General features: G+C 60.0%; 23 protein-coding genes and 3 pseudogenes. 15 read left to right on the forward strand and 11 right to left on the reverse strand.

The annotated features are described in order from the left end of the window. The first annotated feature begins 29 nt into the window (after positions 1-29). The 4 genes from MO767_RS00335 to MO767_RS00350 all read left to right on the forward strand — a co-directional run bounded on the left by MO767_RS00335 (position 30) and on the right by MO767_RS00350 (position 5,213). On the forward strand, positions 30-1,595 hold the full coding sequence (locus MO767_RS00335) for a sugar ABC transporter ATP-binding protein (RefSeq protein WP_282478911.1): 1,566 nt from the start codon (positions 30-32) through the stop codon (positions 1,593-1,595). Positions 1,596-1,652: 57 nt separating this feature from the next. Further along, a complete protein-coding gene (locus tag MO767_RS00340) occupies positions 1,653-2,675 on the forward strand; it encodes an ABC transporter permease (RefSeq protein ID WP_282478912.1) in 1,023 nt (340 codons plus the stop codon). A 328-nt stretch (positions 2,676-3,003) separates the two neighbouring features. After that, complete coding sequence (locus MO767_RS00345; RefSeq protein WP_007907888.1) at positions 3,004-3,408, forward strand: TraR/DksA family transcriptional regulator; 405 nt, start codon at positions 3,004-3,006, stop codon at positions 3,406-3,408. Positions 3,409-3,608: 200 nt separating this feature from the next. Further along, the gene (locus MO767_RS00350) at positions 3,609-5,213 is read left to right on the forward strand and encodes a methyl-accepting chemotaxis protein (RefSeq protein ID WP_282478913.1); all 1,605 of its coding nucleotides are present in this window, start codon (positions 3,609-3,611) and stop codon (positions 5,211-5,213) included. Positions 5,214-5,328: 115 nt separating this feature from the next. Here MO767_RS00350 and MO767_RS00355 read toward each other — a convergent pair whose 3' ends face one another. The 3 genes from MO767_RS00355 to MO767_RS00365 form a co-directional block, all read right to left on the reverse strand. Continuing rightward, positions 5,329-5,568 carry a DUF2789 domain-containing protein gene (locus tag MO767_RS00355; protein ID WP_282478914.1) on the reverse strand — a complete coding sequence of 80 codons (240 nt, stop codon included), beginning with the start codon at positions 5,566-5,568 and terminating at the stop codon, positions 5,329-5,331. A 131-nt stretch (positions 5,569-5,699) separates the two neighbouring features. Then, the gene (locus MO767_RS00360) at positions 5,700-5,930 is read right to left on the reverse strand and encodes a hypothetical protein (protein ID WP_008151675.1); all 231 of its coding nucleotides are present in this window, start codon (positions 5,928-5,930) and stop codon (positions 5,700-5,702) included. A gap of 156 nt (positions 5,931-6,086) precedes the next feature. Beyond that, positions 6,087-6,335 carry a hypothetical protein gene (locus tag MO767_RS00365; protein ID WP_282479336.1) on the reverse strand — a complete coding sequence of 83 codons (249 nt, stop codon included), beginning with the start codon at positions 6,333-6,335 and terminating at the stop codon, positions 6,087-6,089. A gap of 413 nt (positions 6,336-6,748) precedes the next feature. Between MO767_RS00365 and MO767_RS00370 the strand changes: the two genes are divergently transcribed. From MO767_RS00370 to MO767_RS00385, 4 genes are all read left to right on the forward strand, one after another. Beyond that, positions 6,749-7,219 (forward strand): hypothetical protein, encoded by a 471-nt coding sequence (locus MO767_RS00370; protein ID WP_282478915.1) that lies wholly within the window; start codon positions 6,749-6,751, stop codon positions 7,217-7,219. Then, entirely contained in the window at positions 7,219-7,422 is a 204-nt protein-coding gene (locus MO767_RS00375) for a hypothetical protein (RefSeq protein WP_282478916.1), read from the forward strand. Before MO767_RS00370 ends, MO767_RS00375 begins: the two co-directional genes overlap by 1 nt. Before the next feature lie 118 nt (positions 7,423-7,540). Continuing rightward, entirely contained in the window at positions 7,541-8,557 is a 1,017-nt protein-coding gene (locus tag MO767_RS00380; protein ID WP_282478917.1) for an ABC transporter substrate-binding protein, read from the forward strand. 129 nt (positions 8,558-8,686) lie between these two features. Further along, complete coding sequence (locus MO767_RS00385; protein ID WP_282478918.1) at positions 8,687-9,124, forward strand: DUF3995 domain-containing protein; 438 nt, start codon at positions 8,687-8,689, stop codon at positions 9,122-9,124. Between the two features lie 28 nt (positions 9,125-9,152). On the opposite strand, the gene MO767_RS00390 is transcribed toward MO767_RS00385, so the two are convergent. The 7 genes from MO767_RS00390 to MO767_RS00420 form a co-directional block, all read right to left on the reverse strand. Then, complete coding sequence (locus MO767_RS00390) at positions 9,153-9,515, reverse strand: Na+/H+ antiporter subunit G (protein WP_282478919.1); 363 nt, start codon at positions 9,513-9,515, stop codon at positions 9,153-9,155. Further along, positions 9,512-9,790, reverse strand: coding sequence for a K+/H+ antiporter subunit F (locus tag MO767_RS00395; protein WP_008151692.1), 279 nt, complete (start codon positions 9,788-9,790; stop codon positions 9,512-9,514). Before MO767_RS00395 ends, MO767_RS00390 begins: the two co-directional genes overlap by 4 nt. Beyond that, positions 9,787-10,275 carry a Na+/H+ antiporter subunit E gene (locus MO767_RS00400; protein ID WP_282478920.1) on the reverse strand — a complete coding sequence of 163 codons (489 nt, stop codon included), beginning with the start codon at positions 10,273-10,275 and terminating at the stop codon, positions 9,787-9,789. The genes MO767_RS00395 and MO767_RS00400 overlap by 4 nt, the downstream gene beginning before the upstream one ends. Beyond that, positions 10,272-11,954 (reverse strand): monovalent cation/H+ antiporter subunit D, encoded by a 1,683-nt coding sequence (locus MO767_RS00405; protein ID WP_282478921.1) that lies wholly within the window; start codon positions 11,952-11,954, stop codon positions 10,272-10,274. Before MO767_RS00405 ends, MO767_RS00400 begins: the two co-directional genes overlap by 4 nt. Further along, positions 11,951-12,295, reverse strand: a complete 345-nt coding sequence (locus MO767_RS00410; RefSeq protein WP_007986256.1) for a Na+/H+ antiporter subunit C — start codon at positions 12,293-12,295, stop codon at positions 11,951-11,953. The genes MO767_RS00405 and MO767_RS00410 overlap by 4 nt, the downstream gene beginning before the upstream one ends. After that, entirely contained in the window at positions 12,295-15,213 is a 2,919-nt protein-coding gene (locus MO767_RS00415; protein WP_282478922.1) for a monovalent cation/H+ antiporter subunit A, read from the reverse strand. Before MO767_RS00415 ends, MO767_RS00410 begins: the two co-directional genes overlap by 1 nt. A gap of 236 nt (positions 15,214-15,449) precedes the next feature. Then, the gene (locus MO767_RS00420; protein WP_282479337.1) at positions 15,450-16,454 is read right to left on the reverse strand and encodes a DMT family transporter; all 1,005 of its coding nucleotides are present in this window, start codon (positions 16,452-16,454) and stop codon (positions 15,450-15,452) included. Positions 16,455-16,469: 15 nt separating this feature from the next. On the opposite strand from MO767_RS00420, the gene MO767_RS00425 reads away from it, so the two are divergent. The 7 genes and pseudogenes from MO767_RS00425 (at position 16,470) to MO767_RS00455 (ending at position 20,673) form a co-directional block, all read left to right on the forward strand. After that, the gene (locus MO767_RS00425; RefSeq protein ID WP_282478923.1) at positions 16,470-17,033 is read left to right on the forward strand and encodes an XRE family transcriptional regulator; all 564 of its coding nucleotides are present in this window, start codon (positions 16,470-16,472) and stop codon (positions 17,031-17,033) included. Positions 17,034-17,188: 155 nt separating this feature from the next. Continuing rightward, positions 17,189-18,391, forward strand: a complete 1,203-nt coding sequence (locus MO767_RS00430; RefSeq protein ID WP_282478924.1) for an SfnB family sulfur acquisition oxidoreductase — start codon at positions 17,189-17,191, stop codon at positions 18,389-18,391. Between the two features lie 10 nt (positions 18,392-18,401). Next, a complete protein-coding gene (locus MO767_RS00435; RefSeq protein ID WP_282478925.1) occupies positions 18,402-18,839 on the forward strand; it encodes an acyl-CoA dehydrogenase in 438 nt (145 codons plus the stop codon). Continuing rightward, a pseudogene (locus MO767_RS00440) lies at positions 18,790-18,945 on the forward strand (hypothetical protein); the annotation flags it as partial. The gene MO767_RS00435 and the pseudogene MO767_RS00440, both read left to right, overlap by 50 nt. A 49-nt stretch (positions 18,946-18,994) precedes the next feature. After that, a pseudogene (locus tag MO767_RS00445) lies at positions 18,995-19,138 on the forward strand (acyl-CoA synthetase); the annotation flags it as partial. Next, positions 19,139-19,222, forward strand: a pseudogene (locus tag MO767_RS00450) (ABC transporter ATP-binding protein); the annotation flags it as partial. Positions 19,223-19,245: 23 nt separating this feature from the next. Further along, positions 19,246-20,673: an FAD/NAD(P)-binding protein gene (locus MO767_RS00455; RefSeq protein ID WP_282478926.1), complete on the forward strand. Its 1,428-nt coding sequence runs from the start codon at positions 19,246-19,248 to the stop codon at positions 20,671-20,673. A gap of 76 nt (positions 20,674-20,749) precedes the next feature. Here the strand turns inward: MO767_RS00455 and MO767_RS00460 are convergent, their stop codons facing one another. Continuing rightward, positions 20,750-20,974, reverse strand: a complete 225-nt coding sequence (locus MO767_RS00460; protein WP_282478927.1) for a hypothetical protein — start codon at positions 20,972-20,974, stop codon at positions 20,750-20,752. Positions 20,975-21,001: the final 27 nt, after the last annotated feature.

A 21,001-nucleotide genomic window follows, 5' to 3' on the forward strand; every position in this document is an offset into this window, starting at 1 on the left:
CCGCGACCTTGCTGATGGAGTACCTGATCATGTTCGCTTCAGCGACTGCTTCGAGCACCCCGTTGGTGGGTATCCAGCCAACTGCAACACCTGTCGATGAGCCGTACCTGCTGGAGATCATCAACGTCAGCAAGGGATTTCCCGGTGTGGTGGCCTTGTCCGATGTGCAGCTTCGGGTACGCCCCGGTTCCGTGCTGGCCTTGATGGGCGAAAACGGCGCCGGCAAATCCACCCTGATGAAAATCATTGCCGGCATCTATCAGCCGGACGCCGGTGAACTGCGCCTGCGGGGCAAACCGGTGGTCTTCGAAACGCCATTGGCCGCGCTCCAGGCCGGGATCGCGATGATCCACCAGGAACTCAACCTGATGCCGCACATGAGCATCGCCGAGAACATCTGGATCGGCCGTGAGCAGCTCAACGGTTTCCACATGATCGACCACCGGGAAATGCACCGTTGCACCGCGAAACTGCTGGAACGCCTGCGGATCAACCTTGATCCGGAAGAGCAGGTCGGCAACCTGAGCATCGCCGAACGGCAGATGGTCGAGATCGCCAAAGCGGTGTCCTATGATTCCGACATCCTGATCATGGATGAACCGACCTCGGCCATCACCGACAAGGAAGTTGCCCATCTGTTCTCGATCATTGCCGACCTCAAGAGTCAGGGCAAAGGCATCATCTACATCACCCACAAGATGAACGAAGTGTTCAGCATCGCCGATGAAGTGGCGGTGTTCCGTGACGGCGCCTACATCGGTTTGCAGCGGGCCGACAGCATGGACGGCGACAGCCTGATTTCGATGATGGTCGGCCGCGAACTGAGCCAGTTGTTCCCGGTGCGTGAAAAGCCGATCGGCGATCTGCTGCTGTCGGTGCGCGACCTGAAACTGGACGGCATTTTCAAGGATGTTTCCTTTGACCTGCACGCCGGCGAAATCCTCGGTATTGCTGGGTTGATGGGCTCGGGACGGACCAACGTTGCCGAAGCGATTTTCGGCATCACCCCGAGCGACGGTGGCGAAATTCGTCTCGACGGCGAAGTGGTGCGCATCAGTGATCCGCACATGGCGATCGAGAAGGGCTTCGCGTTACTGACCGAAGATCGCAAGCTCAGCGGCCTGTTCCCGTGCCTGTCGGTGCTGGAGAACATGGAAATGGCAGTGTTGCCGCATTACGCCGGCCACGGTTTCATCCAGCAAAAAGCCCTGCGCGCCTTGTGCGAAGACATGTGCAAGAAGCTGCGGGTCAAAACCCCGTCGCTGGAGCAGTGCATCGACACCTTGTCCGGCGGTAATCAGCAGAAGGCATTGTTGGCTCGCTGGCTGATGACCAATCCACGGATCCTGATTCTCGACGAGCCGACCCGCGGTATCGACGTCGGCGCCAAGGCCGAGATCTACCGGCTCATTTCCTACCTCGCCAGCGAAGGCATGGCGGTGATCATGATTTCCTCGGAGCTGCCGGAAGTGCTCGGCATGAGCGACCGGGTGATGGTCATGCACGAGGGCGACCTGATGGGCACCCTCGACCGCAGCGAAGCGACCCAGGAACGAGTGATGCAATTGGCCTCGGGCATGTCCGCGGTTCACTAATGGATGCCGGCGCTGGTTGTGGCCAGCGTCGGCGACGCGATAGAAGGGTGAGTGTTTATGAACGCGATACTGGAAAACAAGCCAGCAATGGCACCGGTCAAGAGTCGCCGGCGCTTTCCGACCGAATTGAGTATTTTCCTGGTGCTGATTGGTATCGGCCTGGTCTTTGAAGTGTTTGGCTGGATCGTGCGCGACCAGAGCTTCCTGATGAACTCCCAGCGTCTGGTGCTGATGATCCTGCAGGTGTCGATCATCGGTCTGCTGGCGATCGGCGTGACCCAGGTCATCATCACCACGGGTATCGACCTGTCTTCCGGTTCGGTGCTGGCGCTGTCGGCGATGATCGCTGCCAGTCTGGCCCAGACGTCTGACTTCGCTCGGGCGGTGTTCCCCTCGCTCACTGACTTGCCGGTATGGATTCCGGTGATTGCCGGGCTCGGGGTGGGACTGCTGGCGGGAGCGATCAACGGCAGCATCATTGCCATTACCGGTATCCCGCCATTCATTGCCACCCTCGGCATGATGGTCTCGGCCCGTGGCCTTGCGCGTTACTACACCGAAGGCCAACCGGTGAGCATGCTCTCGGATTCCTACACGGCGATCGGACACGGCGCGATGCCGGTGATCATTTTCCTGGTGGTCGCGGTGATCTTTCACATCGCCCTGCGTTACACCAAATACGGCAAGTACACCTACGCCATCGGCGGCAACATGCAGGCGGCGCGTACCTCGGGGATCAACGTCAAGCGGCATCTGGTGATCGTCTACAGCATCGCCGGATTGCTGGCAGGTCTGGCGGGTGTGGTGGCGTCGGCACGGGCCGCGACCGGGCAAGCCGGGATGGGCATGTCTTATGAGCTGGACGCGATTGCCGCAGCAGTGATCGGCGGCACCAGCCTGGCCGGCGGAGTAGGGCGCATCACCGGCACGGTGATCGGCGCACTGATCCTCGGGGTCATGGCCAGCGGTTTCACCTTCGTCGGCGTCGATGCTTACATTCAGGACATCATCAAAGGCCTGATCATCGTGTTAGCCGTGGTCATCGATCAATACCGCAACAAGCGCAAACTCAAGCGCTGAGCCGCAGATATAACAACCAATGCGCCACGCCTGACCCGCGTGGCGCAGCCGTTTGTCTTCTATATAAAGCCGCTCGATTGAATTTCTTGCTATAAACGCACTCCGATAACCATCGCAAAGACCGCCGTAGAGCACTTTCCGGGCTTGGTCGGACAAATTCGCTGTCTTTTCAGTTGCTGAGGCCTCAAGTCGGCCTTAGACTGCCGCCCCTCGTAAATTGAGTGCCGGGTGGCGCTTGGTATTAAACGGCGCCTTTCCGATGACCACCCCAGGTCCGCCGGAACGCTCCCTAATTCGCCTTAATGCACGTTTTTTTATAGAGATATCAATGACAAAGGACAAGTTGCTGGCCATGCCGGCGGATGACTACATGAATGCCGAGCAACATGCTTTTTTCTCTGAGCTGTTGCAGAACATGAAAGTCGAAACCCATGAGCGCATCGAACAGAACCGCATCGCCATCGAAAGCCTGGACACCCCGGCCGATCCGGCCGACGCGGCTTCTGTTGAAGAAGAGCGCACCTGGCTGGTGAACGCGATCGATCGCGACCAGCGCATGCTGCCTCAGTTGGAACAGGCTCTGGAACGCATCAAGGAAGACAGTTTTGGCTGGTGCGACGACAGCGGCGAGGCCATTGGCCTGAAGCGCCTGCTGATCAGCCCGACCACCAAATACTGCATCGAAGCTCAAGAGCGTCACGAACAGATCGACAAGCACCAGCGTCAGGCCTGATTTCGTAACGCCCCGCATCGCGGGCAAGCCTCACTCTTTCAGGAGCAAGGCTTGCCCGCGATGCTTTTTTTCGTCTGCGAAAAACCCGCGCACTTCTGTTGATCTGCTGCAATGCCCACTACTAATGGACCATAGATAATGGCCTTGTAGTGGCGTTTAATGCCGATACAACAATTAGAATGACTCGGGGGATGACGAAGATGACGCGTGACGGATCTGTGGTTGCAGCAGTGTCTGCACCCGTACTTTTGCCGAAAAACCTTTGGCTGACGCCGACCCTGCAAAGCATCGCCCTGATGCTCTTGTTGTGCGGCATGACGCTGGGCGGCTGGTCGCTTTACCTTGGCCTGCCATTGGCCGTGCTGATTATCTGGCTACCTCGCTTGCGCTCGCGCGCCGTCCCTGAGGCAACCCCCGTCGACAGCGCCAGCGCGATTGCCGAGTTGACTCGCGATCTTTCCTATACCACCAGTCATAACGCGTTGTCTGCCGCCGGTGTGGCCTTTTCGGTCAAGCAGCTGGCCGACAAACTGCAATCGCAGCTCGGTGCGGCGGCGCAGATTGTCAGCAGCGCCGAAGTGATGATCGCGACCGAACAAGCCACCTCGACACTCAGCCGGGAAGCCCTCAGTGCGGCCAGCGAGGCCCATCGGAGCAGCGCGGCTGGACGTACGGAGCTGATCGAGTCGATCGCCCGCATGCATCAACTCAGTCAGCGCGCCAGTAACAGCCGCGAACTGATCGAAGCCCTGAGCCTGCGCAGTGATGATATCCAGCGGGTCACCCTGGTGATCCAGTCCATCGCCAGCCAGACCAATCTGCTGGCATTGAACGCGGCTATCGAGGCGGCGCGGGCCGGCGAGCATGGTCGTGGATTTGCGGTGGTGGCCGATGAGGTTCGCGGTCTGGCCGCGCGTACCGCGACGGCCACCGGCGAAGTCGGGGAAATGGTCGCTGATATTCAGCAACGCACCGCGCAAGTGGTGGAGCAGATCCGTCAACTGTCCAGCGACCTCGACACCGGTGTCGAGCAGGTCGAGCACACCGGTCAGCACCTGGAGAACATTGCGCGTCTGGCAGCCGGCGTCGAAAGCCAGGTCGGGGAAATCGCCAAGGGCGCCGACACCAACCGCGAACAACTCGATAGCCTGTTTCACGCTATCGAACAGATGCGCAGCGACCTGGCGATCAGCGACCAACAGACCCAGCGCCTGGCCCAGGCCGCGGTGCAAATGGAAGGTCAGGCCGAAACCATCAGCGAACGCCTCGCCGAAGTCGGGCTGGATGACTATCACCAGCGGATTTATGACCTGGCCCGCGAAGGCGCGAGTCAGATCACGGCGCGCTTTGAAGCGGATATCGACGAGGGCCGCGTGAGCCTCGATGATTTGTTTGACCGCAATTACCAAACCATTCCCAACACCAGCCCGGCCAAGTACCAGACGCGCTTCGATCGCTACGCCGATCAGGTCTTGCCGGCGATCCAGGAACCCTTGTTGCCGCGTCATGAAGGCCTGGTGTTCGCTATCGCCTGCACGCAGCAGGGCTATGTGCCGACCCACAACAAGGTGTTCAGCCAGCCACTGACCGGTGATGCGCAGGTCGATACCTTGCAGAACCGCACCAAACGCAAATTCGCCGACCGCACCGGGATCCGCTGCGGCAGTCACCAGCAGGCCGTACTGCTGCAAACCTACACCCGCGACACCGGTGAGCTGATGCACGACCTCTCTGTGCCCATCATGCTCAAGGGCCGGCATTGGGGTGGTTTGCGATTGGGTTACAAGCCGGAAAACCCTCGTTGAGACCCATAGATGTAGGAGCTGTCGAGTGCAACGAGGCTGCGATCTTTTGATCTTCGCTTTTAAAACATCAAAAGATCGCAGCCTCGTTGCACTCGACAGCTCCTACAGATGCAGGCTAGTGAGTCTGATGCATCCGCAGGTTCAGGTCGTCGACCACCCGCGCCCAATCCGCGTCTTCACGCAATTGTTCTTTCAGGAATCCTGCTTGCTGCGGGGTCCAGAACGCAGCATCGATGAGTTTCTTGTCGTCGGCCAGTGGTGAATGGCTGGCGATGAAATCGTCGATGGCCTTCTCGCTGGAGTCCAGACCGAGTTGGTCGAACAAGCCTTTCAAGTCATGTATGGGTGAGTCCATGTTCATCTCCTTGAGGGTCGCGTCGAGTGCGAGATCTGAAGTGCGGCTTCATTGCATCTGAGGGAGCCGCGCTTCAGGAGTTCGATGGCGATGTTCAAAAGCAGAAGAGAGCATAGACTGCAAACCGACTATCAGGCTTTCAATGCACCTTCATCGACCGCAACCTTCAGCGCCTTGGCGGCATCCTGGGCGGCAACGGCGGCGACGTCCGAGGTCTTGAACCAGCGATCCTTCTCGACCTGGTGATACGTCACGGTGGTCAGCGGTGGTTTGGCGCGCATGATAATGACGGCCTGGAATTCGCCTTCGACTTCTCTGGCTTCGCCCCGGATAAAAAATTCACCGATATCAAATTCCGTCACGTAGCAGCCTTCCCTTGAAATAATCTGTTGTTTTGAACGCCGCCCACCCTGGGGACGGATTTCATTGGTCGGGCAGTATGGCAGTAGTTGCATGCCGGCGGCTGAGTTAAGTCGCCGGCATGACGAAGCGGCTATGGAAATGAACGGGCGGGACCGTCAACCGCGTAACTCGAGCGAGCGGGCAAGGGCGCAGGCTTCGTTATGATTGCCGCGGAAACCTCTGACGCGGCCGGTGGAAATTTCCTTGATGTGAAAAAAGGCATTGCCGGCCAGAATGACCTGAAAGCGTGGCCGGGCGAGCTCTTCAAGGTAGTATTCATGCGCTTGAAACATCCCTAAGGGCAGTGTCCTCGAGCTGTTCGTATTGGGCGCCTGAGGGTGGGCAAAATGTGTCAACGTGCACATATGAAGTCCTTTTCGTTGTTTTACCGACGTGTGTACGTGGTTTTGGGTAGTCTCGATGAGCATCGCTGCTCTAGAATCACCGTCAGTGCTTGGCGATCGATGTTCATCTAAAGCAATTTTTTGCTGGCGATATGTCGGAAAAGTGCTTTTTTTAAAGAGCTTTTTCCCTAAAGTTGGTAGTCCCGTTTTTCTGGCCGTCGGAAGGGCTTTTTCCTTCAACCTCTGACGAACGCCAGGCAAGACGACGTGAGTGTTGTTCCAGTAGTCTTCTCAAGCCTCGCGATGGATGAGTCCTCTGCTCGTTTCAGGATTTCAACCTGGGCCTTTTTGCGACACCTTCGGCATTGCCGCTTTTTTCTGCTGTGCGCTGTTTTCCTGCGTGCAGCATCATTTTCAGATGTGGGGATGTTTCCTTGGCAGTAAGTAATCTCGATATGCATGCTTTGTTCGTGCTGGGTGATTTGCGCGCAAAGCTGGTTAAACAGTTCCAGTCACGTTTCGTTTACATCACCGAACAGAACGCTGAAGGCATTTATATTGCCGAGATCGACACCGAAGAGGCGCTGGTGGTTGATGACAAACCAGGGCTTAAACTTAAGGTCGGCGATCATTTCAGCGCCTCTGTATTACCCAGTCGCGAAGGCGGCAAGCTGGACATCAAGTTCCGCGAAATCAAACTGACGGTTTACGGCCTGGGTGATTACGCGTTCGTCACCACCGTTGATGGTAACGGGATCGTGTTCAAGGAAGGTCATAGCGTGGTGATGGTGTTCGCCGCCCACCAACAGTTGCAGGAAGGCCTGACCAAAACCCTGAAAGCCGTGACCGCCAAGGCTGCCAAGTGGCGCAAAGGGGAGCTGGTCACCTTCAAGGCCAGCGAATAATGACCCTGGCCCGCGCCGACTTCCACGAACAGAACCAGGCCAGCGCGCAAGCCGACGCCCAGCGGTTGTTCGACCAGAAGGTTGTTTTGCAAGGCGCCTGGCTGGGTTGGGTGGCGTCACAGATCTATACGTTGCGTCCGGCGGAGTACGCCAGCATGGTACGAAGAGCGCTGGCGCGCTTGCAGGAACCTTCCGAAAGCTGATTGACCTCCCTCGAAATCAGGAACCTCTACTACAGTCAGTTGACTGAGTATTCAGAGGCTTTGCGGTCTTCTGCCAGGCCATCCTGCTATTGCTGTGAACAGCACGAGGTGCAAAAGCATGAACGGATTTCAACGGTTGCTGGCTGCTACTCTGGCCACTTTCGGTTTGCTGGCTTCACCCGTTCCGGTGTTCGCTGCCCAGGCGCCGATCCACTTCGCCGACCTGAACTGGGAAAGCGGCAGCCTGATCACCGATATCCTGCGGATCATCGTCGAGAAGGGCTACGGGCTGCCGACCGATACCTTGCCGGGGACGACCATCACCCTGGAGACCGCACTGGCCAACAATGACATTCAGGTCATTGGCGAAGAGTGGGCTGGTCGCAGTCCGGTCTGGGTCAAGGCTGAGGCCGAAGGCAAAGTCGCGAGTCTCGGCGATACGGTCAAGGGTGCTACCGAAGGCTGGTGGGTGCCCGAATATGTGATCAAGGGCGACCCGGCGAAAGGCATCAAGCCGCTGGCGCCGGGCCTGCGCAGTGTCAGCGACCTGCCGAAGTACAAGGACGTGTTCAGCGATCCGGAAACCCCGGGCAAGGGGCGCTTCCTCAATAGCCCGATCGGCTGGACGTCGGAAGTGGTCAACAAACAGAAGCTCAAGGCGTATGGGCTGGACGACAGCTATGTGAATTTCCGCAGCGGTTCAGGGGCAGCGCTGGATGCGGAGATCAGTTCTTCAATTCGACGCAGCAAACCGGTGTTGTTCTATTACTGGTCGCCTACGCCATTGCTCGGCCGCTTCAAACTGGTTCAGCTCGAAGAGCCGCCTTTCGACGCCGACGCCTGGAAAACCCTGACCGACGCCGACAACCCGAACCCGAAACCGACTCGCTCACTGGCCTCGAAACTGTCCATCGGCGTGTCCACGCCATTCCAGAAACAGTATCCGCAGATTGCCGAGTTCTTCAGCAAGGTCGACTTGCCGATTGATCCATTGAACAGGGCGCTGGCCGAGATGAGCGAAAAACACACTCCGCCACGGCAGGCGGCGCAGGCGTTCATGAAGGCGCACCCGGACGTGTGGCAGGCCTGGGTGCCCAAGGATGTGGCCGACAAGGTGACTGCAGAATTGAAGTAAGGGGTGGGCCATGGCGGTGCAAAGTCATCGATCATCACTGATGGCTACCCGCCATTACTGACGAATACCCTTACAAAATAGTTCAATGAAGTTCATCCTGCTGCGACATTTCACGCTGGAAGTCCGAACATGAGCCTATTGATCGCGCAATGGATGGCTGCCATCTTCCTGTTGATCAGCCTGATCCACCTGTTCTGGGCGGCAGGTGGCAAGTTGGGTAGCGAGGCGGCGGTCCCGCGAATATCCGCAGAGGGTGGCGCGGAATCCAGGCTGGCCTTCAAGCCTTCAGGCTTTGCCACGTTGCTGGTGGCGGTCGGGTTGCTGCTGATTGCGATGCTGGTGTGCTTGCGAGTGGGCCTGTATCTGCCGACGGTGCATCACTGGTCGCTGCAATGGGTGATCAGCGCGATTGCGATGCTGATGTTCGCTAGGGCGATCGGCGATTCGCATCTGATGGGGTTCTTCAAGCAGGTGAAGGATTCGAAGTTTGCCCGGCTCGACACCTGGGCTTATTCGCCGTTGTGCGTGGTGCTGGGGGCGGGGTTGTTGGCCGTCGCCTGGATTTGATCTGAGGTAATGCAAGATCTTTTAGCGTCTAACGCCCGCTCTCCGTGCGCCGACTACTCACCTCAGCCGGCACATCATCCCCCGCCATGCGCTTGCGAAACAGCGCCGCCCGCGCCAGCAACAGCGTGGTCACCGGCACCGTCAGCGACAACAGAATCGGAATCAGCCAGGCATGCAGCACCGGCCCGGACTTGAGTGCCGAAAAATAAATGATCGAGGCCAGTGCCACGCACCAGGCGCCCAAGGTCGACGCCAGCGCCGGCGGGTGCATGCGCTGGAAGTAATCTTTCATTCGCACCAGACCAATCGCGCCTATCAGCGCAAACAGGCTGCTGAGCACCAGCAGAATCGCCACCGGAATTTCAACCCATAGAGACAGTTCAGCGCTCATTCGATCACCTCGCCACGCAGCAGGAATTTCGCCAGGGCAAACGAGCCGACGAAACCGAACAGCGCAATCAGCAGCGCTGCCTCGAAGTAAGTGTCACTGGCATAACGAATGCCCAGCGCCAGCATCATCAGCATCGCGATGATGTACAGGTAATCCAGCGCCAGAACCCGGTCCTGGGCCGACGGCCCCTTGAACAGCCGGATCAGCGTCAGAATCATCGCCAGGGAAAAGATGAACAGGCTCAGCAGGATCGCGTTCGACAGCAAGGCGCTCATTCGAAGATCTCCATCAAGGGGCGCTCGTAGGTCGCCTTGAAGTGCTGGATGAACAGCGCGTCGTCATCCAGATCGAAGACGTGCAGCAACAGGATGCTGCGGTCCAGTGCCAGTTCCGACCACACGGTGCCGGGAATCACCGTGCAGATCATCGACAATGCGGCCAGGCCATTGGCGTCACGCAAGTCGAGCGGCACCTTGATGAAGCGCGAACGCGGTGGACGGCGACCGGCGTTGAGCACGCCCCAGGCCACGGAGAAGTTGGACACCACCACATCGCGACCGACAAGAAAGAACAAACCCACAATCACACCCGGCCGACGAATGCGGATCGGCAGTGGCCGCAGCCTGCGCATCATCAACGGCGCGCAAAACCCCAGCACCGCGCCCAGCAGCAGATTGCCGGGACTCATCGACAGGTTCAGCACCAGCCACAACAACCACAGTGCCAGCGACAACCAGGGAGCAGGAAACAGTCGCTTCATGGTTTGGCCTCCGCGATCGCAGCTTTGGCTTCCGGGCTCGGAACCGCACGGGTGCCGAGTACCGCCATCACGTATTGCTGCGGGTTGTTCAAAGCTTGGGCGGCCGCCTGGGTGTAGCGCAGCAGCGGTTCAGCCTTGAAGGTCAGCGTAATGCTCAAGCCCAGCAGCGCAATGATTGGCACGCATTCGAAACGTCGCAGCAACGGCGACGGCCGCTCCTCGGGTGTCCAGAACCGCTGGATGCCCAAACGCGAGAATGCGATCAACGACGCCAGCCCGGACAGGATCAGCAACGCCAGCAAGCCCCACGCGGCATTGGAAACCGGCAAATCGCTGCCATTGCCCAGGCCCAACGGATTGAGCAGGGCGCTGAGCAAGCCGAATTTGCCAATGAATCCCGAGAGCGGCGGCATGCCGATGATCAGCAGGGAGCAGGCAATGAAGCTCAACCCGAGGAACGCCTTGGTCCAGGGAATCACCTGGCCGACCACGGCTTTCTGTTCGTCATCGAGGTTGATGCCTTTGGGCGGCTGCAAGGATTCCATCGGTCGCGGCAGATCGCCGTCATCGAACAACGGCATTTCATTGGCCGAGCGCGAGCGCTCGATCAACTCGGCCAACAGGAACAACGCGCTCAACGCCAGGGTCGAGCTGACCAGATAGAACAGGGCCGCGCCGATCAGGTTGGGCTGGGCGAAACCGATGGCCGACAGCAGAATCCCGGCCGACACCAGAATGCTCAGGCTGGCCAGGCGCTCCAGTCGTTGTGCGGCCAGGATCGCCACCGCAGCGCAGACGATGGTCGCCATACCGCCGTAGATCAGCCAGTCGCCGCCAAAATACGCCGAGGCACCGGCCTGACCGGAGAACAGCAGGGTCCACAAACGCAACAAGGTATAGACGCCGACCTTGGTCATGATCGCGAACATCGCCGCCACCGGCGCGCTCGCTGCGGAATAGGCCGGCACCAGCCAGAAGTTCAGCGGCCACATCCCGGCCTTGGCCAGGAACGCCACGGCCAGAATCCCCGCGCCGGCATGCAGCAGGCCACGATCGGCTTCCGGCACCAGCGGAATTTTCAGCGCCAGGTCGGCCATGTTCAGGGTGCCGGTGACACCGTAGATCAGCGCCGCGCCGATCAAAAACAGTGACGAGGCCAGCAGGTTGATCGAGATGTAATGCAGCCCCGACGACACCCGCGCCCGACCCGAACCGTGGAGCATCAGGCCGTAGGAGGCCGCGAGCAGCACTTCAAAAAACACAAACAGGTTGAACAGGTCCGCCGTCAGGAACGCACCGTACAGGCCCATCATTTGAATCTGGAACAGCGCGTGGAAGCTCGAACCGGCGCCGTCCCAGCGGGCCATGGCGAACAGCAGGGCGCTGACGCCGATGATCCCGGTCAGCACCAGCATCAGCGCCGACAGTCGATCGACCACCAGCACGAGACCGAACGGCACCTGCCAGTTGCCTGGCAAGTACACGCCGATGGAGCCGGGGACGCCCGTCTCCTGAGTCCATTGCAGTAACAGTACGGCAATGCCCAACCCCACCAGGCTGGAAAACAGGTTGATCTTGGCCTTCAGTGGACGGTGTTTTTCCCCCAGCATCAGCATGACGGCGGCGGTCAGCAGCGGCAGCAGAATCGGTGCAGCGATCAGGTGCGGCATCAGATTCATTCTTTAGGCTCCCGGCCATCCACATGGTCGGTACCGGTCAGGCCCCGGGAAGCCAGCAGCACCACCAGAAACAACGCGGTCATGGCGAAGCTGATCACGATGGCGGTCAGCACCAGCGCTTGCGGCAGCGGGTCGGTGTAGTGCAGCAGGTCCTGCGGCACGCCGTCCTTGATGATCGGCTCCTTGCCGATAAACAGGCTGCCCATGCTGAAGATGAACAGATTGACGCCGTAGGACAGCAGGCACAGGCCCATCACCACCTGAAACGTCCGTGGCCGCAGGATCAGCCAGACCCCGGACGCGGCCAGCACGCCGATGGCGATTGCGATGACTTCTTCCATCAGACGGTTCCTTGCGTGGCGACGGATCTGGGCAGGGCAGCGGTCTTGTGACCCCGTACCGATTGGTGGGCGAGCGCGGTGAGGATCAACAGGGTCGAACCGACCACCACGGCGTACACGCCAATGTCGAAAAACAGCGCACTGGCGATGTGAATGTCGCCGAACACCGGCAGTTCGAAATGCCAGGTGTGGGTGGTCAGGAACGGATAACCGACCGCCATCGCCCCGAGCCCGGTGACCGTGGCAAACAGCAGGCCGGTGCCCATCCAGCGCAGCGGTCGCAGGCTCATTTGAGCCTCGACCCACTGCGTGCCGGCGACCATGTATTGCAGGATGAACGCTACGGACATCACCAGACCTGCGACAAAACCGCCGCCCGGTTGATTGTGGCCACGCATGAACAGGTAGACCGACACGATAAATGCGATCGGTAGCAGCAGGCGCACCAGCACCGCCGGCACCATCATGAAGCCGAGCGCGGTGTCGCTGGCGTGGCGCGGGTTGACCAGGTCAGTGACCACGTCCGGTGCCAGCAGACGCTGCTGGGCCGGCAACTGCAGGCTTTCTTTCGGAGGTCGGAAGCGTCGGAGCAGGGCGAACACGGTCAATGCCACCGCCACCAGAACGGTAATTTCACCGAGGGTGTCGAAGCCGCGGAAGTCCACCAGCATCACGTTGACTACGTTGCTGCCGCCGCCCTCGGGCAGGGCACGGCTGAGGTAGAACGAAGAAATGTCGTTCGGGGTCTGGCGCGTCAGCATTGCGTAGGCCAGCAACGCCATGCCGCCACCGACCACGGTCGACAGCAGCAAGTCGCGGATACGGCGGATGCGCGCCTTGCGCAGGCTGCTCGGCAGCGGCGACACCTCTTCGATCCGTCGAGGTAGCCAGCGCAGACCGAGGAGGATCAACACTGTAGTCACCACTTCCACGGCCAATTGCGTCAGCGCCAGGTCCGGTGCCGAGAACCAGACGAAGGTGATGCAGGTCATCAGGCCGCAGACGCTGACCATGGTCAGGGCCGCGAGCCGGTGGTACTTGGCCTGCCACGCCGCGCCGAGGGCACAGGCAATCGCCAGCAGCCAGAGGGTCACGAACACAATCGAACCCGGAATCTTCGGTCGGTCGCCCCAGCTCAGGCTGCTGTGGAGCATCGGGATCAACCCGGCCAACACGGCCGCGAGCACCACCAGGAACAATTGGGTTTGCAGGCGCTTGGTGCTAATTCGCCGCTCGAAACGACGGGCCAGGCGCATCATGATCACCAGGCTGCGTTCGAACAGGCGCTTGCCGTTGAACCGGCCGATGATCGGCGGGTACTTGAAACGCCCGTGTTTGAGCTGATTGCGCAACAGCAGATAAAGCACGATGCCGCAGGACATGGCGATCAGGCTCATGATCATCGGCGCGTTCCAGCCGTGCCAGATCGCCAGGCTGTATTCAGGCAAGGTGCCGCCGACCACTGGCAGGGCAGCAGCGGCCAGCAACGGGCCAACCACCTGCGCCGGGAAAATCCCCACGACCAGGCAGGCGAATACCAAAAACTCCACCGGCGCGCGCATCCAGCGTGGCGGCTCGTGCGGGGTGTGCGGCAGGTCGGTGGCGGTCGGGCCGAAGAACACGTCGACGGTAAAGCGCAGCGAGTAGGCGACGCTGAAGGTACCCGCGACCGTCGCGACGATGGGCAGCGTCATCTCGATCCAGGCCGTGGCATTGATGAACACGGTTTCGGCGAAGAACATCTCTTTGGAAAGGAAGCCGTTGAGCAGCGGCACACCGGCCATGGAAGCGCTGGCGACCATGGCCAGGGTGGCGGTGAACGGGATCAGCTTGATCAGGCCGCTGAGCTTGCGGATGTCGCGGGTGCCGCTTTCGTGGTCGATGATCCCGGCGGCCATGAACAGCGAAGCCTTGAACGTGGCGTGGTTGAGAATGTGAAACACCGCGGCCACAGCGGCCAGCGGACTGTTCAGGCCCAGCAGCAGGGTGATCAGGCCGAGGTGGCTGATGGTCGAGTAGGCCAGCAGTCCCTTGAGGTCGTTCTGGAACATCGCGCAGTACGCGCCGAGCAACAGGGTGCAGGCACCGGCGCCGCTGACGATGTAGAACCATTCTTCACTGCCGGACAGCGACGGCCAAAGCCGTGCAAGGAGAAACACCCCGGCCTTGACCATGGTCGCCGAGTGCAGATAGGCCGAAACCGGTGTTGGCGCCGCCATCGCGTGGGGCAGCCAGAAGTGGAAGGGGAATTGCGCGCTTTTGCTCAGGGCGCCGATCAGGATCAGAGGAAGCAGAATAGGGTAGAGAGCGTGTGCGCGAATCAGATCGCCAGCGGCCAGGACCTTGTCCAGGTCATAGCTGCCGACCACATGGCCGAGCAGCATGACCCCCGCCAGCAGACACAAACCGCCTGCGCCGGTGACCATCAGCGCCATATAAGCACCACGTCGCGCATCGGCGCGGTGGTGCCAGTAGCCGATCAACAGGAAGGAAAAGAGGCTGGTCAGCTCCCAGAAAAACACGATCTGGATCAGGTTGCCGGAGATCACCAGCCCGAGCATGGCGCCCATGAACGCCAGGAAAAACGCGAAGAACCGCGGCACCGGATCGTCCGGCGACATGTAATAGCGGGCGTACAACGAAACCAGCGTGCCGATGCCCAGCACCAGCATCGAGAACAGCCACGCGAACCCGTCCATGCGCAGGACGAAGTTCAGGCCCAGGCTGGGCAACCAGAAAAATTCTTCGCGGATCACGCCGCCATCGGCGATTTGCGGGTACAGCAGGGCGACCTGAACGGTGCCTATCAAGGCAACCAGACCCGCCAACAAAGATTCGGTATTACGCGCGTTGTGCGGCAGCAAGGCTGCCAGACAGCTGCCGATAAAAGGCAGAAGCAGTAGAACTATCAGGGACATAGGCTTCTAATCTGCGGAAGTTTGTGAAGCATCATACGTGCCAGCTCTCGGATCACCAAACGCCAAGCTGTCGCAGAATCCTACAAGGTAGACGGAAAAAACCTGATTCACATTGTTTCGAAGAACTGTGTTTGACCGGTCTGACGCCATCGCGAGCAAGCTCGCTCCCACAAGGTCCAGTGTGGGAGCGAGCTTGCTCGCGATAGCTATTTATCAAGCGCCGAAAATTTCACGGCTTAACCTTGAATTTCCCGCTCCAACTCTTCCTCAGTCGCAGCAGCCTTACCCTTGGTCTTCAACTCACTGACAATCACCGCCGCCACAATCAACCCCGCGCCCACCAACGCAATCGCCGGCAACCGCTCCCCCGCGATCCGCCCGACAATCCCGGCCCACACCGGCTCACCGGCATAAATCAGCGTTGCCCGGGTCGGCGAAACACTCTTCTGCGCCCAGTTCATCGCCACTTGAATCGCCGCACTGGCCGCGCCCAAGCCCAACGCGCTGCATAACAGCAGCCAGGAGAAGTCCGGAATTCTTTCCTGAGTCGGCACCACCATCAAAAACGCCAGCACCGAGGTGACCGCCAATTGCACCACCGTCACTCGTCGCACATCGACCTGGCCGGCATACGTGCTGATCAGAATGATCTCCGCCGCAATCGCCACAGCGCTGATCAACGTGGCGATTTCACCCGGGCTGAAATTGAACGAAGCGCCGGCCGGACCCGACAGCAACATCAACCCGGTAAACGCCAACATGATCCCGATGCTCGGCATCAACCCCGGACGCCGCCCCAGTACCAGCCATTGCAGCAACGGCACGAAGGGCACGTACAACGCGGTAATAAACGCCGACTGACTGCTGGGAATACTCTGCAAACCCACGGTCTGCAAGCCATAACCAAGCATGATCGCCACACCGATAAAGGCCCCGGCCTTGAGTTCGAACAGCGTCAGCTCCCGCAGATGACGCCAGGAAAACAGCGCAACAATGATCGCCGCCGCGGCAAAGCGCAGACCGACGAAAAACATCGGCCCGCTGACGGTCATCGCATGTTGCACCAGCAAGAAGGTGCCGCCCCAGACCATGGTGATCAGCACCAGCACGCACTCGGCCTTGCTGAACCGCGAGAAACGGGAGGAAGTGTGAGGGGTATTCACCGACGTCATGACCTTGCGCGCTACCTGAGGGGGACGCACAATGCGCCGAATGTTGCGCAGTATACTGCCCAACCCCATCAAGTGAGCAATATAGTGCACAAAGATTCTACCCAGCGGGCTTCGGTCCTCCAGCACGTCAGCCTGAACGTTCGACGCTTGCGCCACGCCGCCGACATGAGCCAGGCGACTCTGGCGGAAAAATCCGGAGTCAGCCGCCGGATGCTGGTGGCCATTGAGGCTGGCGAAAAGAACGTCAGCCTGACCACCCTCGACCGCGTGGCCGAAGCGTTGGACGTAGCGTTCAGCGACCTGATCCAGGCCCCGGACGCACGCGACCCGAGCCGCATCAACGAAGTGGCCTGGGCCGGGACGATTCCTGGCAGCAAAGCCGTTTTATTGTCCAAAGCCACCGCCACTCGTGAGGTGGAACAGTGGGAATGGTGTCTGCAACCGGGGGAAATTTACCCGTCGCAACCGGATGCCGAAGGCTGGAGTGAGCAAATCTATGTGTTCGAAGGCTGCCTGACGCTGATGCTGGGCGACACACCACAGGAAATTGTTGCCGGCGAGTTCTATATGTTTGCCAGCAATCAGCCCCACGCCTATCGCAACGATGGGCCGGTGGCGGCTCGGTTTGTGCGAAATGTGGTGATCTAACTGTTTGCGGATCAACACTGGATAGACACTTTGCTGTTTTAAAGCTGCGAGTCTTTCTTGGATAATTATTTAACCTATTGAAAATTAACTAATTTAATTTCAGGCACGACTCCTGCAAAAGCTCTGGTGCACTCACCAGATCCCGGAGTCGGCCCATGACAGCCTCAGCCCAACCCCCTCGCACCGCCCATGTGATCCGCTCGGACGCCGAGGCGATTGCCGTCGCTCACAAGCTCGCCGCACGCTTTGCCATCGAAGCCAGCGTGCGCGACCGCGAGCGACGCCTGCCAGTCGCCGAGCTCGACGAGTTTTCCGCCAGCGGCCTCTGGGGCATCACCGTTCCCAAGGAATACGGCGGCGCTGGCGTTTCCTACGTGACCGTCGCTGAGGTGATCAAGATCATTTCCGCTGCCGACTCGTCCCTCGGTCAGATCCCGCAAAACCACCTCGGCGTGCTCGACATCCTGCTGCAAACCGCTACCGAAGAGCAGAAGCGTTACTACTTCGGCAAAGTCATGCAGGGCTACCGTTTCGGCAACGCCTTCTCCGAATCCAAAAGCAAAAACGCCGGGGACTTCGAAACCCGTATCCGTTTTGATAAAGACAACGCGCAGATCGACGGCGAGAAGTTCTACTGCACCGGCGCCCTGTTCGCGCACATCGTGCCAGCGGTGGCGGTCGATGAAGAGAACAAGGCCTTCATCGCCTTCATCGAGCGCGACACTCCCGGCTTGACTGTTATCGACAGCTGGGATGGTTTCGGTCAGCGCACCACGGCCAGCGGTGGCGTCACCCTGAATGCGGTGAAGGTCTCGCTCAGTGCTGTGATCCCGGCCCACAAGGCCTTCGACGAACCCACGGCCGACGGCCCGATTTCACAAATCATTCAGGCGGCCGTGGATACCGGGATTGCCGTCGGCGCCCTGGAAGAAACCAAACGCTACGCCCGCGAAGCCCGGCCATGGATCGACAGCGGGCAGGATCACGGCTGGCAGGACCCGTTCAGCATCGCTGCGATTGGCGACCTCGAATGGCGAGTCCACGGCACCGAAGCGATCCTTAAAAAGGCCGGACGCGCAATCGACCACGCCTTGCTCAACCCCAACGAAGAAACGGTGGCCCGCGCTTCGGTGGTGGTCGCCCAGGCCAAAGTGCTGTCCGCCGAGATCGCCTTGCTTGCCAGCAGCAAACTCTTCGAACTGGCCGGTACTCGCTCTGTGCTCGGCAAATACAACCTCGACCGCCACTGGCGCAACGCCCGGACGCACACCCTGCACGATCCGGCACGCTGGAAATACCACCTGATCGGCAACTACCTGCTCAACGGCGTGAAGCCTGCGCGCCACGCCTGGAACTGAGGAGCCCACCATGAACGCTTTGACCCAACCGATTGTTGCCGGGCAGCCCCTGGCCAAAAGTCAGCACGACCTGCACAACGCTCGCAGCTTGCTTGATGCGACGTTGCGTTTCGTCCGCCAGCAGGCCCAAGCCACGGATGATCCTTTCGTTATCAGCCGTTTCGGCGATTTGCACATCCGTATTGAAGTCGCCGCCGCGCTGCTCGAACGCGCTGAAAACTTTCTGAACAGCGTGGATGACGACACAGAAATCAGCGTCGCCATCCCCGAGTCGCACCTGGCCAGCGCCGACGCGCTAAATGTTGTCAGCAACGCTGAATTCGAACTCACCGGCCAACGCACCGTGTTGCCCGGATCACTGCATGACCCGCTGCGCTGGAAACTCCACCTCATCGGCAATTTCCGCCTCAACGGCATCCATCCCCCAAGCGTTCGGAGTGCTGTTTGATGGCCCGGGTTTGTGGGCGCATCCGCGGGATCGCGCGTGGCAATACGAGGATCTGAAGTACTGGACCGATCTGGCGAAAATCCTTGAACGCGGCAGGTTTGACGGTTTTGATCGTTCCCACGCGCGAGGAAACGATCAGGATCAGAGGTAAGCCAATAAGCGTGCACGAACTCAAACGTCCGCCAGTCGCGGACACCGCCCAGTGGCGGGTCGATCTGCCCAAGGCTTTGGAGCAATTGCGCCACTGGGCGCAGGTCAGATCCTTGCAACCGGCCTTGCGGCACAAACGTCATGGCCAATTGCTGACGCGACCTACTTTGGTACTGCTTGATGAACCTTCCATGGGTTTGGCGCCTATTATCGTCCAGGAGATTTTCGAGATGAAACATTGATCAGTGAGAACGCCATGACTGAAACCCAAAGCGGACGGGCCACCGACGCCATTCGCCACGCGGACATCCTGATTGTTGGCGGCGGCCTCAGCGGCGCAATGCTGGCGGCGCAGTTGCTGCGCCTGCCGGGCAAACGTCAGGTGCTGGTGATCGAACCCCGCGCCGAGTTGGGACGGGGCGAGGCGTACAGCGCGGTCGAATTGGGCCATACGCTCAACGGCAATGCGGCGCGCATGAGCGTCGACCCGGACAACGCCGACGACCTGACCCAATGGCTGACTGAACACATCGAAGCCGGTGGCTGGCCGGAGTCGGATGAGCAGCATGTGTCGGTCAGCGAATTGTTTCCGCCGCGAGGACTGTTCGGGGTGTACGTGCAGCAGCGCCTGGCCGAAGCGCAAGCGGCGGGGGCGGTCAACGGCTCAACGGTCGAGCATGTGCGGGGCGAGGTGGTTGATCTGCAAACCCGGGCCGATTCGGTGTTGCTGAGCTTGAGTGACGGGCAACGTTTGCAAGGGGCTTACGCGGTGCTGGCCACGGGAATGTTTCCCGCTGCGCGCACGCCACAGACCGAGACCAGCGGCTTGAACGCCGCGGCGCTCGATCCGTGGGATGTTGCCGTCATGCGCCGGTTAGACCCTCAGTCGACGGTACTGATCATCGGTTCGGGCTTGACCATGGTCGATGCCGTGGTGTCGCTGGAACAGGCCGGGCATCGTGGGCCGATCGAGGTGTTTTCCCGTCACGGCTTGCTGCCGCACGTGCGTCGACAACCGCCGGTCTGGGTGGATTTTCTCGCCGATGACCCTGGCATTCGCACGCCGCGACAGCTGGTGCGCGAACTGCGTCGGCATTGCCGGGACGCCATCGCTCAAGGCATCGACTGGCAGGCGCCGCTTGACACAGTACGGGCGCACATTGGCCGGTTGTGGAATCAGGCGACGGACGTGCAGCGGCGGCAGTTCGTGCGGCATGTGCGGCCCTGGTGGGAAAGCCATCACCATCGCTCGCCGCCGTTGAGTGCCGAGCTGGTGGCGCGGTTGCACAAGGAAGGGCGGTTGCGGATTCAGGCGGCGTCGTTCAAAGGGTTGGAGCCGACGGTAGGGGGGCAAGTGAGCATCCGCATTCGGCGTCGGGGTGAGGCAGAAACCAGCGTTGTGAGCGGCGCGGCATTGATCAATTCCAGCGGCATCGAATACGACTGGCGGCGAGTGGCTCGACCGCTGCCACAGCAACTGCTGGCCCGCGGACTTGTCCGGCCGGGTCCGTTGGCGTTGGGGATTGCAGCGGCAGTCGATGGCGCGGTGCTGGGCGCCGATGAACACATCGCCAGCCGTCTGTTCGCCATGGGCCCACCGTTGCGCGGCATGTGGTGGGAAAGCACCGCAGTGACCGACGTCGCGAGCCAGGCCAAGGCCTTGGCGGCGCGGTTGGCGGGCTAAACCTTCAGAAACAACAAACCCCGGATAGATCGGATCTAACCGGGGTTTGTTGTTTAAAGCGGCGCAAAGCCGTTGGTCAATAACGCTGATACTTCGAACCGAACTCAGGGCGGTTTTCAGCGACGTAGAGTTTGCTCGCCTGACTGTCTTTGTGATCAACACTGACGGTGTTCACGTTCAGTGTGGCCGGTTGGCTGACTTTGGCGGCAGCAACGACTGGCGAGGTGGTGTGAGGGGCGGCGATGGCGGAGGTAGCGCCAAGAACCGAAAGGGCGAAACCAAGACCGATGATGCTTTTCATGATGATGCTCCAGAGCGTGGGGAGAAG

The organism is Pseudomonas sp. UYIF39, from assembly GCF_029963765.1.
GTDB lineage: Bacteria > Pseudomonadota > Gammaproteobacteria > Pseudomonadales > Pseudomonadaceae > Aquipseudomonas.

Excerpts from the sequence above, each read along its gene's own strand:
- MO767_RS00335 (WP_282478911.1), top strand. The coding sequence starts at position 30 with ATGTTCGCTTCAGCGACTGCTTCGAGCACCCCGTTGGTGGGTATCCAG.
- MO767_RS00385 (WP_282478918.1), top strand. The coding sequence starts at position 8,687 with ATGAGCCTATTGATCGCGCAATGGATGGCTGCCATCTTCCTGTTGATC.
- MO767_RS00350 (WP_282478913.1), top strand. The coding sequence starts at position 3,609 with ATGACGCGTGACGGATCTGTGGTTGCAGCAGTGTCTGCACCCGTACTT.
- MO767_RS00340 (WP_282478912.1), top strand. The coding sequence starts at position 1,653 with ATGAACGCGATACTGGAAAACAAGCCAGCAATGGCACCGGTCAAGAGT.
- MO767_RS00455 (WP_282478926.1), top strand. The coding sequence starts at position 19,246 with ATGACTGAAACCCAAAGCGGACGGGCCACCGACGCCATTCGCCACGCG.
- MO767_RS00395 (WP_008151692.1), bottom strand. The coding sequence starts at position 9,790 with ATGAGCGCCTTGCTGTCGAACGCGATCCTGCTGAGCCTGTTCATCTTT.
- MO767_RS00415 (WP_282478922.1), bottom strand. The coding sequence starts at position 15,213 with ATGTCCCTGATAGTTCTACTGCTTCTGCCTTTTATCGGCAGCTGTCTG.
- MO767_RS00405 (WP_282478921.1), bottom strand. The coding sequence starts at position 11,954 with ATGAATCTGATGCCGCACCTGATCGCTGCACCGATTCTGCTGCCGCTG.
- MO767_RS00345 (WP_007907888.1), top strand. The coding sequence starts at position 3,004 with ATGACAAAGGACAAGTTGCTGGCCATGCCGGCGGATGACTACATGAAT.
- MO767_RS00435 (WP_282478925.1), top strand. The coding sequence starts at position 18,402 with ATGAACGCTTTGACCCAACCGATTGTTGCCGGGCAGCCCCTGGCCAAA.
- MO767_RS00355 (WP_282478914.1), bottom strand. The coding sequence starts at position 5,568 with ATGGACTCACCCATACATGACTTGAAAGGCTTGTTCGACCAACTCGGT.
- MO767_RS00400 (WP_282478920.1), bottom strand. The coding sequence starts at position 10,275 with ATGAAGCGACTGTTTCCTGCTCCCTGGTTGTCGCTGGCACTGTGGTTG.
- MO767_RS00460 (WP_282478927.1), bottom strand. The coding sequence starts at position 20,974 with ATGAAAAGCATCATCGGTCTTGGTTTCGCCCTTTCGGTTCTTGGCGCT.
- MO767_RS00390 (WP_282478919.1), bottom strand. The coding sequence starts at position 9,515 with ATGAGCGCTGAACTGTCTCTATGGGTTGAAATTCCGGTGGCGATTCTG.
- MO767_RS00430 (WP_282478924.1), top strand. The coding sequence starts at position 17,189 with ATGACAGCCTCAGCCCAACCCCCTCGCACCGCCCATGTGATCCGCTCG.
- MO767_RS00420 (WP_282479337.1), bottom strand. The coding sequence starts at position 16,454 with ATGGGGTTGGGCAGTATACTGCGCAACATTCGGCGCATTGTGCGTCCC.
- MO767_RS00380 (WP_282478917.1), top strand. The coding sequence starts at position 7,541 with ATGAACGGATTTCAACGGTTGCTGGCTGCTACTCTGGCCACTTTCGGT.
- MO767_RS00410 (WP_007986256.1), bottom strand. The coding sequence starts at position 12,295 with ATGGAAGAAGTCATCGCAATCGCCATCGGCGTGCTGGCCGCGTCCGGG.
- MO767_RS00375 (WP_282478916.1), top strand. The coding sequence starts at position 7,219 with ATGACCCTGGCCCGCGCCGACTTCCACGAACAGAACCAGGCCAGCGCG.
- MO767_RS00365 (WP_282479336.1), bottom strand. The coding sequence starts at position 6,335 with ATGTGCACGTTGACACATTTTGCCCACCCTCAGGCGCCCAATACGAAC.